This is a genomic window from Brevundimonas fontaquae (assembly GCF_017086445.1).
In the GTDB taxonomy this organism is placed as follows: Bacteria; Pseudomonadota; Alphaproteobacteria; order Caulobacterales; family Caulobacteraceae; genus Brevundimonas; species Brevundimonas fontaquae.
Genome location: NZ_CP070968.1, coordinates 3,268,627 through 3,284,136, shown reverse-complemented (window position 1 = coordinate 3,284,136; position 15,510 = coordinate 3,268,627). Strand labels below are relative to the sequence as shown.

Below are 15,510 nucleotides of genomic sequence, written 5' to 3'. Positions count from 1 at the left end.
CGCGGGAGTTTCTCCCGCGCCCGTTTTGTTTTCTCGGGCTACCGCGCTTCGCGCTACTTGAGCCCGTTTGATGCGTCCTGCGGCTTGGTCTCGGTGGCTTGCACGCTCTTGGCGCGTTGCGACCGCTGCGCCAGGACGATGGCGCCCAGCACCAGGGCACCGCCCAGGGCCTGAACCGGCGTCAGGGTCTCGCCGAAGATCCACCAGCCCAGCAGGCCCGCGACGACCGGCTGGATCAGGATGGTGACGGCTGTGACCGAGGCCGGCAGTTTGCCCAGCGCCCAGGCCACGCCGCCTTGGCCGAAGACGTGCATCACGCCCATGGCGACGCAGGCGGCCCAGCCCGCCGGTCCGGCGGGGATGACAGCCTCGCCCAGCACCAGGGCGACGATCAACAGCAGGGGCGCGCCCAACAGGGTCGCCCAGAACGTCACCCGCATCGCGCCGGCCGTGCGCCGCGCCGCCTGCACCGCCAGGAAATAGCCCGAGTACCAAATCGCCACCGACAACGAGAACAGGTCGCCCAGCATGGGATTGGTCCCCTGGCCGCCATCGGCGCCCGCCGCCATGGCGAAGGCGCCGCCCATGGCCAGGGCCAGGGCCAGGATGAACAGCCGGTGCGGCCGCTCCTTCAGCACGAACCAGCCGAACAGGGTCACGACGACCGGCGTCAGGTTGCACAGCACCGTCGCGTTCGCGACCGAGGTCATGACGATGCCGTAGTGCCAGAAGCTGAGGTCCAGGGCGAAGAACAGGCCCGCCAGCAGCGCCCATTTCGACGCCGCGCCGACGCCGCCTGGTTCGCGCGACGCCAAGATCGTCAGCAGGGGCAGGGCGAACAGGAACCGCCAGAACCCCGCGGCCGCCGGCCCCGTCTCGGTCAACCGCACCAGAATGGGCGCCAGGCCCAGCACGCTGGCCGCGATCAGCAGAACCATCAGCGCAAAGGCGCGCGAGGAGGGACGAAAGGCCATAGCGGACATGGCCCGGCTCTTACGGCGCCCTGCGACCTGACGCCACAGGGGCCGTCAGGCCGCGCCTTAAACGAGGGGGTCGATCCGCGACCGCAACACGACGCTGAGGCCCGGCGCGCGGTCTCGGTAGTCGATCGTCCCGTCCAACTGGCCGACCAGGCTCTTGATCATCATCGAGCCGAAACCCTTGCCGGCCAGATGCCCGCCGGCGCCCTCGTCCTCCACCGTCATGCGGAAGAAGGCGCCGTCTTCCTGGAAGGCGATCCGCAGCGGACCAGGCTTGCCGCCATAGGCGTATTTCTGGGCGTTGATGATCAGTTCGGTCAGGATCAGGCCGATGGTGATGGCGCGCCCTGGCTCGATGCAGACCGGGTCCAGATCGGTTTCGATGGCGGCGGCCCAGTCGGGCCCCATGCTGGAGCCCAGATCGCCGATCAGTTCGCCGATGTAGCGGCTCATGTCGATGGTCGTGACCTGATCACTCAGATACAGCCGGCTATGGACCCCGGACACGGCCCGTACACGCCGTCGCGCCTCGTTCAGCGCCGACGCGGCCGGTCCGCTCGCCAGCTCTCGCGCCTGAAGGCCCAGGAAGCTGGACACCAGCGTCAGGCTGTTCTGAACCCGGTGGTTAACCTCGCGGATCAGATACTGCTGCTGCTCCAGCCGCAGGTCGCGCTCGGACAGGCGGTCCTGCAGCGATCGGTTCAGCCGTCGGACCTGATGGACAGCGGCGTAGTCAGCCAGCGCGTCCCTCAGCCGGGCCGCGGATTCCACGGCGGCGGGGCCCCAGCGGTGCGCGCGGCCCGAGACGGTGTCCGACCAGCTTTCGAACGAGGCGCGCGGCGTCAGAATGGCGTTGGGGCCCGTCTTCTCCGCCGTTGCGGGATTGCCGGCCCAGCGCACCGTTTCCAGCACCTCCGAGCGGAACCACAGCAGCGACACCGGCTGATCCAGAGGCAGGGTCACCGCCAGCAGACCGCTGGCGTGTGTCTTCCAGGCCTCGGCGGCGGGTAGAACCGAGGCCAGGTTGTGCGACGAGACGGGGCGCAGGCCCGGCCGTCCCGCCGCCCAGGCGGCGATGGCGCGTACGCCGTCTTCGGGCGGTGTATGGCCAAAGGTCTGGATATCGCCGTCGCTGACGATGGCCAGACCGTCCGCGCTGGTCAGCTGCATCAGGGCGTCGGCCTTTTCGGCCAGCGCCTCTCGCATCGGCCGGTCCGGCGACAGCCGCGAAAGCAGTTCGTCCTCCATCCGACGCAGGCGCGTGCGCTCGCGATACAGGTCGGCGTCGCTCCGGGACTTCAGCTGTCGCGCGAGATTGCGCGCCAAGGCCGTGCAGCCCACGCGCAGCTCATAGGGCAGCAGTTTGGGCGAGGCGTTGTGGCAGGCCACCAGCCCCCACAGGGCGTCATCGACGATGATCGAAACCGAAGCCGAGGCCCGAACGTCCATATTGCGCAGATATTGCAGATGGATCGGCGACACCGAGCGCAGGCCGCTGTCGCTCATGTCCAGCGGCGCCTCGTCGGGCGCAATGGGGCGCAGGGGCTGGGGCGTATAGCGGCTGTCGGGAATGACTCGCACCGGGTTGCGCAGATAAAGGGCGCGGGCCTGCTGCGGGATATCTGTCGCGGGGAAATGGTGGTTCAGGAAGGAGCCGGACCCGTCGGCGCGGCTTTCGGCCACGACCTGACCCGCCTCGTCGTCCTGGAAGCGATAGATCATCACCCGGTCGAAACCGGTCAGGCGACGGAAGGCGTCCGCCGCCCGCTCGCACACCGTCTGGATCGTCACCGCCCGTTCCAGCGCGGCGCCGGCGGCATCCAGGTTGGCGATCAGATCGACGCCGAGCCGGGCCTGCTGCGAGCTCTGCTCGACCTCGATGATCATCAGATCGTTGATCGTGCCGGAAGTCGTCCCCGGCGCACGATGCACCACGACGTCGTATTCCAGACGATTGGTCGCGCGCCAGCGACAGGCGAAGCCGGCCTCCTGATGCGCGGCCATGGCGCGCACGGCCCGGTCGGCGACATCGCCCAACACGTCGGCGACGGTGCGATCGATCCAGACCTTGCGGCCGGTCAGCTCCTCGATCGCGCCCGCCCCCTGGCGGATGGTCAGGGATTGCAGATCCAGCACCAACATGAAGCCGTGCGGCTGGATCGATTGAGGAATGTGGATCGGCTCGTGGTCGCATTCGTTCAGCGCGGCGTCGGCCAGGTCGAGCGTCTCGGTCATGCCGCGGCCTCCTGCGGCGGGGGTTGCAAGGTGCGATGGGCGAAGGCGAAGCCGTCGACGCCGCCCTTCACCACCTGATCGATCGTGGCAAGGCCGCTGACGCAGGCCCGGTCCAGCAGGTCCATGAAGGCGCGCCAGCGTGCGCCGGTCTCTTCGCCATAGGGATCCAGAAAGTCGAGGCCGTCCAGATCGCGACCCTCGGCGGTCAGCCGGCGTCGTATGATCCGCCCGCCCAGCATCGACCCTTCGGCCACATAGACCCAGCCCAAGGCTTCGCCGGCCGAGGCGGGCGCAGCCGGACGCGCCGGCGGGGGAACGCGCTGGCCCAGTATCGTCAGGTCCTGGGCGATCCCGTTCGCGCGTGATCGCGGTTCGAAGGCGGCGCCCAGTGCGGCGTTCAACGCCGCCGCCAGCGGATGGCTGAGCGGCTCCAGTCCGGCATGGAAGCGGTAAAACGCCGCCACGGTCGCCGCCCGCGTGGCGGGGTCCGACAGACGCGGCTCGATCCGGGCCTGGACTTCCAGGGTCTCGTGGGCTGGGGCGGTGGCTTCCCGAAGAGCGAGAAGGGCAGGGGAAGCGATCATGGGGCTCAGATTAACACATTGTCTTGTCTTGTCGATTTGCACAGGCCAGAAGGCGCGGACCGCCACGGAACGGCCCAGACCGCGTGGCGTTCACCAGCAACCTTCTCATCTCCCTTTGATCGGCAGATTTTCATGAAACTGCGCGTCCGCGCCGAACTCGTCTATCGTTTCGATCCGCCGACGGACGCCATCTACAAGATCCAGGTCGCCCACTGGCCGGGCCAGGACATTCTGGAAGAGACCCTGACCTTCGACCCGCCGGTCGATTTCCATGAGGACGAGGACGTCGACTTCGGCGCCCGCACCCTGCGTTGCCATGTCGAGGGCGAGGTCAAGCTGACCTATGAGGCGGTGGTCGAAAACGGCGTGCTGAAGGGCCTGCCGCCCAGCGTATCCCAGCATGACTGGGGTGAGTTGCCCGCCGAGGTCCTGCCCTATCTCCAGCCCAGCCGCTATTGCCCGTCAGACCAGTTCGGCCGCTTCGTGACGCGCGAGTTTGGTGACACGGCGGGCGGCGCGCGGGTGCTGGCGATCCTGAACTGGATCACCGAGAACGTCGATTATGAGCACGGCGTCTCGGACACCGAAACCACGGCGGCGCGCACCTTCATCGACCGTGCTGGCGTGTGCCGCGACTTCACCCATCTGGGCATGACGCTATGCCGGGCGTCGGGCATTCCTGCGCGCGCGGTCAGCGCCTTCGCTCACCAACTCAGCCCGCCCGACTTCCACGCCATCTTCGAGGTCTGGCTGGATAACGGCTGGTGGCTGGTCGATCCGACGGGCCTGGCGCCGGTCGAAGGCCTGGTGCGGATCGCCTGCGGGCGCGATGCGGCGGACATCGCCTTCCTGACGACGCAGGAGCGCTGTCAGATGGTGCGCCAGTCGGTGACGGTGGCGGCGGCCTGACCCGCCGCTACTTCGGCTTCTGCGCCGCCTTGTAGGCCTGAAGCGCGTCGATCACGTCCATCTGGCGCAGCACCTTGTTCTGTGGATCGATCAGGACATGGGCGCCGGCCGGAACCGCGATCTGGCCCCGACCGCCGGTCATGGCCACGGTCTGAACGCGCCCGTCGATCTCGACCTCCAGCGGCATGGGGAAGACGCCGCCGTCGCCCGTCGTCCACTCCAGCTTCAGCACATCGCCGTCGCGGGTCTGGGTCAGCACCGGCAGGGCGGCGTTGTAGAGATAGCCGCGGAAGAACCAGCCATAGTCTTGGCCCGTGACGTCGTTGATGATCGCCAGGAAGTCGCCGGTGGATCGGTACAACGGCGCGAAATTGCCCGGCTGCGGGTCGGGTCGGCCATAGACCAAGCGGGTGACCGCCTGATGGAAGGCGGTGTCGCCGATCAGCATCCGCAGCGAATGGCTGATCAGTGAGCCCTTGTTGTAGATGTCGAGACCCGGCCCGACGTCGCCTTTATAGACCTCGTCTTCGGTCTTGGGCGTGCCTGAAACGACGGGATATGTGTTGATCAGACCCTCGCGCTGATTGGCCAGTTCGCGCTGCATGTAGCGGTCGCCCAGCAGCCAGCGGGCATAGAGGGGCTGCATGTATGACCCCAATCCCTCGTGCAGCCACATGTCGTCGGCGTTCTGATTGGTCAGCTGATTGCCGAACCATTCGTGGGCGAACTCGTGCTGCAACAGCCAGTCATAGCCCCGCCCATCGATCTTGTAGCCGTTGCCGTAGGCGTTGATGGTCTGGTGCTCCATGCCCAGGTGCGGGGTCTCGACCACGCCCATCTTCTCGTCGCCGAAAGGGAAGGGGCCGACGGTGGCTTCGAAGAAGTCCAGCATCTTTGGGAACTGGGCGAACAGGGCCTGGACCTGTTCGGGGGTGTCCGATTTCAGATGCCAGTAGCGCATCGGGATCGTGTTGCCGAACCGGCTGGCGTAGTCGCCCGAGACCTCTTCGTATGGCCCCACGTTCAAGGCGATGGCGTAGGTGTTGGGCGATTTCGCCGACCAGTTCCAGGTGGTCCAGCCGTCGCCGTGATCGACCTTGCCCAGGAAGCGGCCATTGGACGGCGCCGAGAGGGTCGACGGGACGGTGATGTGCAGATCGACCCGGCCCGGTTCGCCGTGCGGGCTGTCGATGCAGGGCCAGAAGATGTCGCAGCCCTCGCCCTGAACCGCCGTGGCGATCCATGGCTCGCCCGACGGCGCGGTGGACCAGACGAAGCCGCCGTCCCAAGGCGCACGGGGCGCCACGCGCGGCTGGCCGGCGTAGGCGACGCGCAGGGCTGCCGACCGGCCCGTGGCCAGGGTCTCGGGCAGCTGTACCGTCAGCCGGCCTTCTGGGTTTGACCAGCGATCGACAGCGACCTCGACCCCGTCGATCTGGACCGAGGAGATGGTCAGCAGCGCATCCAGTTCGACGACCAGAGCGGTCAGGGGCGCCTTGGCGGTGAAGTCCAGCACGGCGACCGCATCGATGGCCTTGTCGTCGGGCAGGACCTTGATCGACAAATCGGCCTTGTCGAACTGCATCGCCTGCTGTTCCGGCGTCAGCGGCTGATCGGTGGCCAGGGTGAAGGCGGTCGATTCACGTGGCGTCGGCGCCGGCTGGGCGACGGTGGCGCAGGCCGACAGCGTCAGGGCGCTGGCTGCGGCCAAAAGCAAAATCTTGATGCGCATGAACCGCTCCCCGTCTGAGGCGACAGGCTAGCGCGAGCGGGCAATGGCGCAAAGAAAAAGGCCGGTGTTTCCACCGGCCTCTTCCAGAAATCTATGTCGCGGTCGCCGATCAGGCGGCGGCTTGTTCGGCGAGCTTGGCGCGAATCTGGCGCTTGATGCGCTGAGCGGCGATCGACAGCTGCTCGTCGCGGGCCTTGACGATGAAGACGTCAAGGCCGCCCTTGTAGTCCAGGGTGCGCAGCGCGGCGTTCGAGATGCGCAGGCTGAACGTCTGGCCCAGGGCTTCCGACGTGACCTTGACCGTCTTCAGCGACGGCAGGAAGCGGCGCTTGGTCTTGATGTTCGAGTGGCTCACGTTGTGGCCGACCATGGGGCCGATACCGGTGAGTTCGCAACGACGCGACATCGTCAGATCCTTAAGGTGCGGCGTCCAGCCCGAGCGTGGGAGAGGACGCATGAAACAGTTGCGCGCGGGAACCAGCCCGCGCGAGAGGGGGCCGTATAAGGGAAGAGGCGGTTCGGCGTCAAGCCGAGTCTGGACCCATCGTCCCCACGCCTCGTTCAGCCGTCATTCAAATGCCGCCCTGTATGGCCCATATGATGACGACCTCAAAAGAGACCCAAGCAGAACAGAAGGCTTCCATGTCCCGTCCGTCCTTGATCGATCGCCTGCCCAAGCGCGCGCTCGCGGTCCTGGCCCCGGTGATGGCCGGCGGCTTCATGCTGGCCTCGCCCGCCATCGCCCCGGCCCAGACCGCCGCCCAGTCCGAAGTCCTGCCCGGCTACTGGGAATACACCACCAGCGCGGTGGGCCAGCGCGATACCGAGCAGAAGTGTGTGCGGCCCAGCGAGATCAACCGATTCTTCGGCGGCCTGTCGACCAACAAGTGGCGCTGCACCTATCCGACCCGCGTGGTCGGCAACGGCAATGCCCGCTTCGAGGGAACCTGCCAGGACCGCAAGGGCCGCCGCATCGCCGTTCGCCTGAACGGGACCTACACGGAAACCAGCTTCAGCTTCCGTGGCGGCGCCCAGATCGTGCGCGGCACGCCCTATATCCCCGCCAGCATCACGGCGCGCCGCATCAGCGCCCAGTGCCCGGCCAACGCCGAATACTTCTGACGGCGGCTCTGCAACGCATCAAAAAAGGCCCCGGATTGCTCCGGGGCCTTTTCTTTTGTCCGAAACTCGAAGCTTAGGCGGCTTCGGCGGTCGGGATCGGCTTTTTGGCGCTGAGCGACTTGGCGAGCAGCTCGACGGCGGCGTCCTTGTCGATCTTGTTGGCGGCGGCGACTTCGCGCGCCATGCGGTCCAAAGCCGATTCATAGAGCTGGCGCTCCGAATAGGACTGTTCCGGCTGGGTGTCGGCGCGGTGCAGATCGCGGACCACTTCGGCGATGGAGATCAGGTCACCCGAGTTGATCTTGGCTTCGTATTCCTGGGCGCGACGCGACCACATGGTGCGCTTGATGCGCGCGCGGCCCTTCAGCGTGGTCAGGGCCTTGGTCACGACGTCGTCGGCGGCCAGCGAACGCAGGCCGGCCGTCACGGCCTTCTTGGTCGGGACGCGCAGGGTCATCTTCTCGTGGTCGAAGGTCACGACATAGACCTCCAGCGACATCCCCGCGACTTCCTGGGTCTCGATCGCCGCCACCTTGCCGACGCCGTGCGCCGGATAGACGACCGCGTCGCCAACCTTGAACTCCAGACCAGTCTTGCTCGTCATAATCGTCCTTTCCCGGTCAGGGCCGGGCGAAACGAAGGCGCAGGAAACGCAAACAGGATCTCACCCGCCGGATCGCTCCGTCGGAGGGGATGATGTCAGGCGTCAAAAGCGGAAACGGATCACCAAACCTCTGGCCGATCCCGTCTAGGGCGGGATTCTGTCGCAAACACGGGCGGCGCGAAGGTTTCGCGGACCGCCCGATCCAATGAAACAGAACCTATCACAAATCTGCGGAATTTCAAAACGTCCACAGGGCGGACGTGCAAATACGGCAAGGCTTGAGCGGCGCCGGTCCTGAAGTCAGGAACCCTTGCCCGGCTTGGGGCTGAAGTATTTCTCGTATTTGCCCGTTTCGCGCTCGTACTGCTCGCGGTCGGCGGGGGGCGTGCCCTTGACGGTGATGTTGGGCCAGACCTTGGCGTATTCGGCGTTGACCTGAAGCCATTTGCCGTCGGGCTCGTCCTCAGTGTCCGGCACGATGGCGTCGACGGGGCATTCCGGTTCGCACACGCCGCAGTCGATGCATTCGTCCGGCGCGATCACCAGGAAGTTCTCGCCCTCGTAGAAGCAGTCCACCGGACACACCTCGACGCAGTCCATGAACTTACATTTCACGCAGGCGTCGGTGACGATGTAGGTCATTGGGCGAGAAACGGGTGTCGGTCTGTGGGCGGGAGGCCTGCGACATGGCGGCCACGCAACCAACTGTCAACAGCGCGGCTTAAGGCGAGAGCCATTCGCAGCGCCTTGACAGAACGGCGCCTAATCGCAACTGTATTGATTGCATATCCGCCCTATCGACAGGAACTCCCCATGCGCACCCCCTTCATGAAATACGCCGTCGCCGGCGCGGCCGCCCTCAGCCTGATCGCCGGCGGTGCGGTCGTGGCTCAGGCCGCTCTGACCAAGAACCCCGCCGAAGTCACCGCCGGGAACTACGATCTCGATTCCGGCCACGGCAAGATCACCTGGTCGGTCAATCACTTCGGCCTTTCGACCTATACGGGCCAGTTCGTGAACGTGAAGGCGGTGCTGAAGCTGGATCCGGCCAACCCGTCGGCCTCGACCCTGACCGCGACGATCCCGCTGACCGACGTGGCTCCCAACGACGACCGTCTGAAGGCCCACCTGCAAACCGCCGACTTCTTCGACACCGCCCAATACCCGACCGCGACCTTCGTCTCGCGCTCGGTCACGGTCGACGCCGATGACGCCAACGAGGCGACCGTGGTCGGTGATCTGACCCTGAAGGGCGTGACCAAGCCCGTCACCATCGAGGTCGAGTTCAACGGCGCCGGAACCGTCATGGGCGCCTACAAGGCCGGCTTCGACGGCGAGGCGACCATCAAACGCTCGGACTTCGGCATCAACTACGCCCTGCCGGCCGTCTCCGACGAGGTGAAGCTGCACATCGAAGGCGAGTTCGTGATCCAAAAGTAAGGAGCTAGCGCGCTGCGCGCGACTTGAGGCCGTTCTTTTGAGCCTACCGCGCTTCGCGCTACTTGAGGCAATTTATACCGTAAGCGAATACAGGGCGCGGGCCTCTTCGGCAGGCCCGCGCCTTTCGCCAAGCCCCTCGACCTTCAGGCTGGTGACGTGTCCGTTCTGGGCGAAGGTCAGTAAGTCGCCGACGTGAACGCATCGGCTGGGCTTGTCGAGCCGCGTCTCGCGCCCCTGATGCGTCAGCCGCACCGCCCCCCGCTCCACCAGATCGGCCGCCAGGCCGCGCGTCTTTACGAACCGCGCGCGCCACAGCCAGATGTCGATGCGACAGGCGTTCTCGTTCAAGCCTTCGCCTTTCGACGCGGGCGACGACGCTTGGGTCGCGCCGGGGGAGCCTCCGTCAGGGCGGCAAGGGCGGCGAAGGGCGAGTCCTTGACGATCTTCGGCGCTGCGCCCGGCTTGTCGGGCAGGCGGGCGCGTTCGACCTTCAGGGCGGCGATGATCTGTTTGGCCTGATCGGCGCGCCAGCCCAGATCGGTCAGAGCCTCGTCGGACAGCCGGCCGTGATTGGCGGCCCGCAGCTCGGCCATCTTCTCCAGCGTCTCGACCGGCGCCAGCCACCGTCCCGCCAATCGCAATCCGTGTGCGGACAACAGCCGCGCCGACGGCGGCTCCACCGGGGCGGGGATCAGATCGGGCGTCGCCGGGATCAGCGGCGCGGCGACGAAGGCCTGGGCGAAATGGCGCGCGCGCGGCTTCTGAAGGCCGGGCAGCCACACCGAATGCACGCCGATGCGGATGGCGAAACTGCGCAGCGTGCGGCGCTCGACCTGACTGAGCGCGGCCAGATCGCGTTCGACCTCGCGCCGGTCGATCACGCCGCCGGCCTCGATCAGGCGAAAGGCGATGCCGCGCGGAAGGCCCTTCAATGTCCCCGACTCCACCGCCTGACGCAGCCGTCGCAGATCGCGCAGCGCACGGCCTGCTTCCGCCGCCAGCCACGCCTCGATCCGGCGCTGGGCGCGCTCGCGGGCGGGCGTCGGTCCCAAGTCGCCCAGCAGGCGCACGGAGGGCGTGAACGGATCGACCCCCTGCGGCGTCGCGTTGATCTGCGCCGTCAGCACGCCGCGCCACAGCACCGCCCCGTCCGGCGTGACCGAAAACCCGTCATCTGTCTCGGCCGCCAGACATCCCAGCCGTCGGTTGATCTCGGGCGTCACCGCACGCACGGCCGCCTGACGCAGGGTGCGGTCTTCCAGGGCCGACGAACCCTTCTCCATCTGGAACCGCACGCCCTCCAGCTGGCCGACGACCTGTCCCTCGACCGTGACCTCGCCGTCTTCGGCGACGCCTGCAAACGTGTCTTCGCGCACGTTCAACGCTCGCATCAGGGCGGTGGTGCGGCGATCCACGAACCGGGCGGTCAGCCGCTCGTGCAGCACGTCGGACAGCCGGTCCTCCAGCGCGCGGGTCTTGTCGCGCCAGCCTTGCGCGTCGTGGACCCAGTCCGGCCGGTTGGCGATGTAGGACAGGGTGCGCACCGCCGACAGCCGCGCCGACAGCTGATCGATCTGACCGTCGTCACGATCCACGAAGGCGAAGCGCGGCGCCATCCAGTCGTCGGTCAGCCGGCCGCGCTTGCCGGTCAGGGCGTGAAAGACGTCCTTGGCCAGCCGGGCGTGTTCATCCAGCGTCGTCTTCTGGAAGTCGGGCAGCTGGCACGCCTCCCACAGACGCATGACCGCCCCGCGCGAGCGCCCGACGCGCGCGATCTCCTCGTCCTTGATCAGGCGACGCAGCAGGGTCTCATCCAGAGCCTCCGCCGTCAGGCTCAGTCCCGATCGTTGGGGCGTCACCGTCAGCGAGCGAAGCAGATCGGGCAGGGTGTCGAAATCCAGCCGGGCGTTCCGCCACTCCGCCGCCTCGATCGGATCGGACCGATGCTCGACCACCTGTTCGACCAGATCGGGGTCAAGATCCTCGGCCTCGGCCGTGACGCCGAAGGTGCCGTCGCGCAGATGCCGGCCGGCCCGTCCGGCGATCTGGCCGATCTCGTGCGCGTAAAGCCAGCGGGTGCGCCGCCCGTCGAACTTCCTCAAGCCCGCAAAGGCGACATGGTCCACATCCATGTTCAGCCCCATGCCGATGGCGTCGGTGGCGACCAGGAAATCGACCTCGCCCGACTGATACAGGGCCACTTGGGCGTTGCGGGTGCGGGGGGACAGACTGCCCATCACCACGGCCGCGCCGCCGCGCTGACGTCGGATCAGTTCGGCGATGGCGTAGACGCGGTCGGTCGAGAAGGCGACGATGGCGCTGCGGCGGGGCAGGCGGGTCAGCTTCTTGGAGCCCGCGTAGGACAGGGTGGACAGTCGGTCGCGCGTCACGATCTCCACGTCCGGGACCAGGCGGCGGATCAGCGGCTCCATGGTGCCGGCGCCCAGGAACATGGTCTCGAACCGGCCGCGCGCGTGCAGCAGCCGCTGGGTGAAGACGTGGCCACGTTCGGGGTCGACGACCAACTGGATTTCGTCGATGGCCAGAAACTCGACCGACCGCTCCAGCGGCATGGCCTCGACCGTGCAGACGAAATAGTGCGGGCGCGGCGGGACGATCTTTTCCTCGCCGGTGATCAGGGCGACGGCCGCCGCGCCGCGCTGTTTGACGATCCGCTCATAGATCTCGCGCGCCAGCAGACGCAGCGGCAGGCCGATCATGCCCGAGGCGTGACCCAGCATCCGCTCGACCGCCAGATGGGTCTTGCCGGTGTTGGTGGGCCCCAGGACCGCAGTCACGCGGGACGGGGCGAGGCCTGCGGACCGGTCGCTCATGTCGCGACTAAGGTGGCGACGAATCTCGTCCGGCTCAAGCGTCGCCGGCGCGCATTCCGATCCGGACCAGGGTGGACAGGTTCGCGGCCTGCATTTTCGTCATCACCTTGGCGCGAAAGATCTCCACCGTGCGCGGGCTGATCTCCAGCCTTTGCGCGATCTCCTTGTTCGAACAGCCGTCGATCAGGGCGTCGAATACTTGCCGCTCGCGCGGGGTCAGGGTGTCCAGGCGGGCCTTGGCGTCGTCGCGCGCGATGCGTTCGGCCTCCAGACTGGTCAGGGAGGCCAGGCAGCTGGAGACGGCGTCCAGTATCCGCTGTGGATCGAACGGCTTTTCGACGAAATCGACGACGCCCGCCTTCATCAGATGAACCGCAAGCGCCACCTCGCCGTGGCCCGTGATGACGATCACCGGCCAAGTGTCGCCGCGCAGGCTTTTGAGACGCCCAACGAGTTCAGAACCCTGAAGCCCCGGCATCCTCACATCGGTGATGACGCAGGCGCTCTTGTCTGCAGGCAGATTGACCAGGAAGTCGTCGGCGCTGACGAAACTGCGCGCCCGGAAACCCGCCCCCCGCAGCATCAACACCAGAGCGTCTCGCATGAAGGGGTCGTCGTCGATGATGAAGACGGAATGTGAGCTCATGGGAGGTCGGGCTCCGTGAGGCGAGGCAGACGGAACGAGAATGTCGCTCCGCCTTGAGGATTGCGCCTGACGACCAGAGCGGCGCCGTGACTTTCGACAATCGAGCGCGTCACGGATAGACCCAGGCCCATGCCGCCTGGCTTGGTGGTGGTCATCGGATGGAAGATGTCGTCCATCTGCTCTGCGGGTATGCCGTCGCCGTTGTCCGAAACCGCGATTTCATAGCCATCCGATCCGTGCGAGCGTCCCGTCAGGGTGACACGCGCGTCTTCACGTCCGATGACCGCGTCCACCGCGTTGCGCACCAGATTGGCCAGCGCCTGCTGAATCTGGATGCGGTCGGCCAGCACCCGATCGTCGGTCTCTTCCATGTCCAGATCGATAGGGGTGTCGGTATCCTGTCCGATCAGGGCGAAGACCGGCGCAAGATCCAGGACGATCAGCGACGCGCGTTCCTCTGTGACGGACCGAGCCCCCGTGGCGACGTGTTCCCGCATGCGACGGATGATGTCTCCCGCACGCAGCAACTGCGCCTTTGCCAACTCGATGGTCTTGGTCGGCCCGTCCGCTGCGGGTCCCAGACCTGCCAGCTCAACCTGGCTGGCATGCAGATAGACGGCGGCGGCGCTCAGCGGCTGGTTCAGTTCGTGGGCCAGTGTCGCGGCCATCTCCCCCATCGAGTTCAGACGCCAGACTTTGCTCAGCCTGGCGATCAGATCTCTTTCGCTGCGCCGGATTCTTTCGGCCTCGCTGTCATCGCCCAGCGTCAGGATGATGTGCTCTGGCGAGATGTCGTCGGGCAGGACGTTGGCGTGAAGCGTCAGGGGCGGGCCGGGCAGGGGCGACGGCCCGCTCGTCCACGGGCCGGACGATGGTGCGAGAACCTCGCCGCCTTGACGGGCCTTTGTCAGGGCCGTTTCGTCAAACCCCGGCAGCAGCGACCCGAATGGCTGGGCGATCGCCGCCAGACGATCCACGCGCAACAGATTAGCGGCTGCAGGGGTCACCCGACGCGTCCGTCCCTCGCGGTCCAGAGTCACGATCGGGGTGGAGGCCACGATGGTGTCGAGCAGCATCTCGCGCACCGCCAAATCACGCGTCAGGGCGCGGGCTTGTTCCAGCGAGTCGATCAACCGACGACAGACTTCTGCGATGACCCAGGCGATGACGGCGAACAGGGCTGCATTTGTTGCGGCGTCCAGCCCGTCCTCACGTTGCACCAGCCATAGATTAGTTCCTATGGCCAACAGTATCGCAAGCGCCACGGCCAGTCTTCCAGCCAGTAATGCCGTCGCCATCACCGCCGGAACAAGCGGAAGGTAATAGAAATTTCCAAACCGTTCGAGAACGCTACGAATAAGCGTCGCAATAAGCACTGTTGAACATGCGATCAAGACCCCGTTCCACCCTGTCTTTGATCGAAGGGTCATCGGCGTGGCTAGGTGACCGCAGGCGAAATCAATGCGAGGTGACGTGAGCTCATGAGCATGGACGTGTTGTACCCGATCCAACGAACTTCGACACGTTTCTGACAACTTTTGTACAGGGCTTTTGGACCTACGTGAACCTACGTATTCCAAAAAAAATGTCCGATCCGTCGTCGTCGGTGTCGCGTGAAGCGCGGTCGGACTGCGCCATAAGCGTCGGAACGGATACGCAATCCTACATAGCGCTTGGTTCAGATTTGATATTAATCATCGCCTCATCCTTGAGCCTCAGAATGCAGAAGCTTCAGGGGTCGCCATGTTTCGTTCGTCAGCCATTTATGTCGTCGCGGCAGTAGGCCTCGCGGCGCCGGTCACGTCTCAGGCGCAAACCCTTGGCGTCGATGTCGGCGTCGCCAGCCAGTATGTCGGCAAAGGGCTGGGCAAGAGCAACCAGGACGTTGCGCCTTTCGCCAAGGCGGAAGCCGGCTTCGGCGAAGGCTACGCCAGCGTCTTCGTCTCGGACGCCGCCGGCGCTCAAGGCTACGACATGGAAATCGTCAGCATGGTCGGTTGGCGACCCAAAGCAGGCGGCTTTTCCTTCGATCTTGGGGTCATGAACCGCGACCTGCCAGGGTCGCGCGCCGGCGTCGATAACAACTACTGGGAATATCAGGCGGACGCTTCACGCAAGCTGGGCCCCGTGGCGACGCGCCTGCGCGTCAACTATTCGCCCGACGGCTTCGCGGCGACGAAAGAGGCCTGGTGGCTGGAGCTTCAAGGCACGGTCGCCGTCGCCGCCAAGACGAAGATTTCGGCCGCCGTCGCCAATCGGATGGCCGACGGCGGGGTCGACTACAATGCCTGGAACATCGGCGCCAAACACAAGCTGACCGAGGCCTTGGCCGTCGATCTGCGCTGGTACGACACCGACCGCCACAGTGTCGGCGAGCCCTACGAGGGCCGCCTTGTCGCCGCCGCCACCTATTCGTTCTGAGTA

At 66.2% G+C, this 15,510-nt stretch carries 15 protein-coding genes; 4 read left to right on the top strand and 11 right to left on the bottom strand.

Translation table 11 applies throughout. The features are described from left to right. Positions 1-53: 53 nt before the first annotated feature. From JX001_RS16110 to JX001_RS16100, 3 genes are read right to left on the bottom strand one after another with little or no spacing between them, the layout of a single operon-like run. Entirely contained in the window at positions 54-983 is a 930-nt protein-coding gene (locus tag JX001_RS16110) for a DMT family transporter (RefSeq protein WP_205681768.1), read from the bottom strand. A gap of 57 nt (positions 984-1,040) precedes the next feature. Further along, positions 1,041-3,215, bottom strand: coding sequence for a histidine kinase dimerization/phosphoacceptor domain -containing protein (locus JX001_RS16105; protein ID WP_205681767.1), 2,175 nt, complete (start codon positions 3,213-3,215; stop codon positions 1,041-1,043). Next, positions 3,212-3,799 carry a biliverdin-producing heme oxygenase gene (locus JX001_RS16100; RefSeq protein ID WP_205681766.1) on the bottom strand — a complete coding sequence of 196 codons (588 nt, stop codon included), beginning with the start codon at positions 3,797-3,799 and terminating at the stop codon, positions 3,212-3,214. The genes JX001_RS16105 and JX001_RS16100 overlap by 4 nt, the downstream gene beginning before the upstream one ends. A 132-nt stretch (positions 3,800-3,931) precedes the next feature. On the opposite strand from JX001_RS16100, the gene JX001_RS16095 reads away from it, so the two are divergent. Then, complete coding sequence (locus JX001_RS16095) at positions 3,932-4,708, top strand: transglutaminase-like domain-containing protein (protein WP_205681765.1); 777 nt, start codon at positions 3,932-3,934, stop codon at positions 4,706-4,708. Positions 4,709-4,715: 7 nt separating this feature from the next. On the opposite strand, the gene JX001_RS16090 is transcribed toward JX001_RS16095, so the two are convergent. After that, positions 4,716-6,440, bottom strand: a complete 1,725-nt coding sequence (locus JX001_RS16090; protein ID WP_205681764.1) for a M1 family metallopeptidase — start codon at positions 6,438-6,440, stop codon at positions 4,716-4,718. Between the two features lie 109 nt (positions 6,441-6,549). Next, positions 6,550-6,846, bottom strand: a complete 297-nt coding sequence (rpmB, locus tag JX001_RS16085) for a 50S ribosomal protein L28 (protein ID WP_026108540.1) — start codon at positions 6,844-6,846, stop codon at positions 6,550-6,552. A 236-nt stretch (positions 6,847-7,082) separates the two neighbouring features. Here rpmB and JX001_RS16080 point away from each other — a divergent pair, with 236 nt between their 5' ends. Beyond that, positions 7,083-7,562 (top strand): DUF3617 domain-containing protein, encoded by a 480-nt coding sequence (locus JX001_RS16080; RefSeq protein ID WP_038294089.1) that lies wholly within the window; start codon positions 7,083-7,085, stop codon positions 7,560-7,562. A 73-nt stretch (positions 7,563-7,635) separates the two neighbouring features. Here the strand turns inward: JX001_RS16080 and JX001_RS16075 are convergent, their stop codons facing one another. Continuing rightward, positions 7,636-8,166, bottom strand: coding sequence for a CarD family transcriptional regulator (locus JX001_RS16075; RefSeq protein WP_055753908.1), 531 nt, complete (start codon positions 8,164-8,166; stop codon positions 7,636-7,638). A 300-nt stretch (positions 8,167-8,466) separates the two neighbouring features. Further along, positions 8,467-8,808 carry a ferredoxin FdxA gene (fdxA, locus tag JX001_RS16070; protein ID WP_017505910.1) on the bottom strand — a complete coding sequence of 114 codons (342 nt, stop codon included), beginning with the start codon at positions 8,806-8,808 and terminating at the stop codon, positions 8,467-8,469. Between the two features lie 171 nt (positions 8,809-8,979). On the opposite strand from fdxA, the gene JX001_RS16065 reads away from it, so the two are divergent. Then, the gene (locus tag JX001_RS16065; RefSeq protein ID WP_205681763.1) at positions 8,980-9,606 is read left to right on the top strand and encodes a YceI family protein; all 627 of its coding nucleotides are present in this window, start codon (positions 8,980-8,982) and stop codon (positions 9,604-9,606) included. 72 nt (positions 9,607-9,678) lie between these two features. On the opposite strand, the gene JX001_RS16060 is transcribed toward JX001_RS16065, so the two are convergent. Genes JX001_RS16060 through JX001_RS16045 form a run of 4 tightly spaced genes read right to left on the bottom strand, consistent with a single transcriptional unit; the run spans position 9,679 to position 14,333 of the window. Next, the gene (locus JX001_RS16060) at positions 9,679-9,954 is read right to left on the bottom strand and encodes an RNA-binding S4 domain-containing protein (RefSeq protein WP_205681762.1); all 276 of its coding nucleotides are present in this window, start codon (positions 9,952-9,954) and stop codon (positions 9,679-9,681) included. Then, complete coding sequence (locus tag JX001_RS16055) at positions 9,951-12,440, bottom strand: helicase-related protein (protein WP_205681761.1); 2,490 nt, start codon at positions 12,438-12,440, stop codon at positions 9,951-9,953. Before JX001_RS16055 ends, JX001_RS16060 begins: the two co-directional genes overlap by 4 nt. A gap of 34 nt (positions 12,441-12,474) precedes the next feature. Next, entirely contained in the window at positions 12,475-13,086 is a 612-nt protein-coding gene (locus JX001_RS16050; RefSeq protein ID WP_205681760.1) for a response regulator transcription factor, read from the bottom strand. Then, positions 13,083-14,333, bottom strand: coding sequence for a sensor histidine kinase (locus tag JX001_RS16045; protein WP_241004691.1), 1,251 nt, complete (start codon positions 14,331-14,333; stop codon positions 13,083-13,085). The genes JX001_RS16050 and JX001_RS16045 overlap by 4 nt, the downstream gene beginning before the upstream one ends. A 496-nt stretch (positions 14,334-14,829) precedes the next feature. Between JX001_RS16045 and JX001_RS16040 the strand changes: the two genes are divergently transcribed. Then, the gene (locus tag JX001_RS16040) at positions 14,830-15,507 is read left to right on the top strand and encodes a TorF family putative porin (protein WP_205681759.1); all 678 of its coding nucleotides are present in this window, start codon (positions 14,830-14,832) and stop codon (positions 15,505-15,507) included. Positions 15,508-15,510 lie beyond the last annotated feature (3 nt).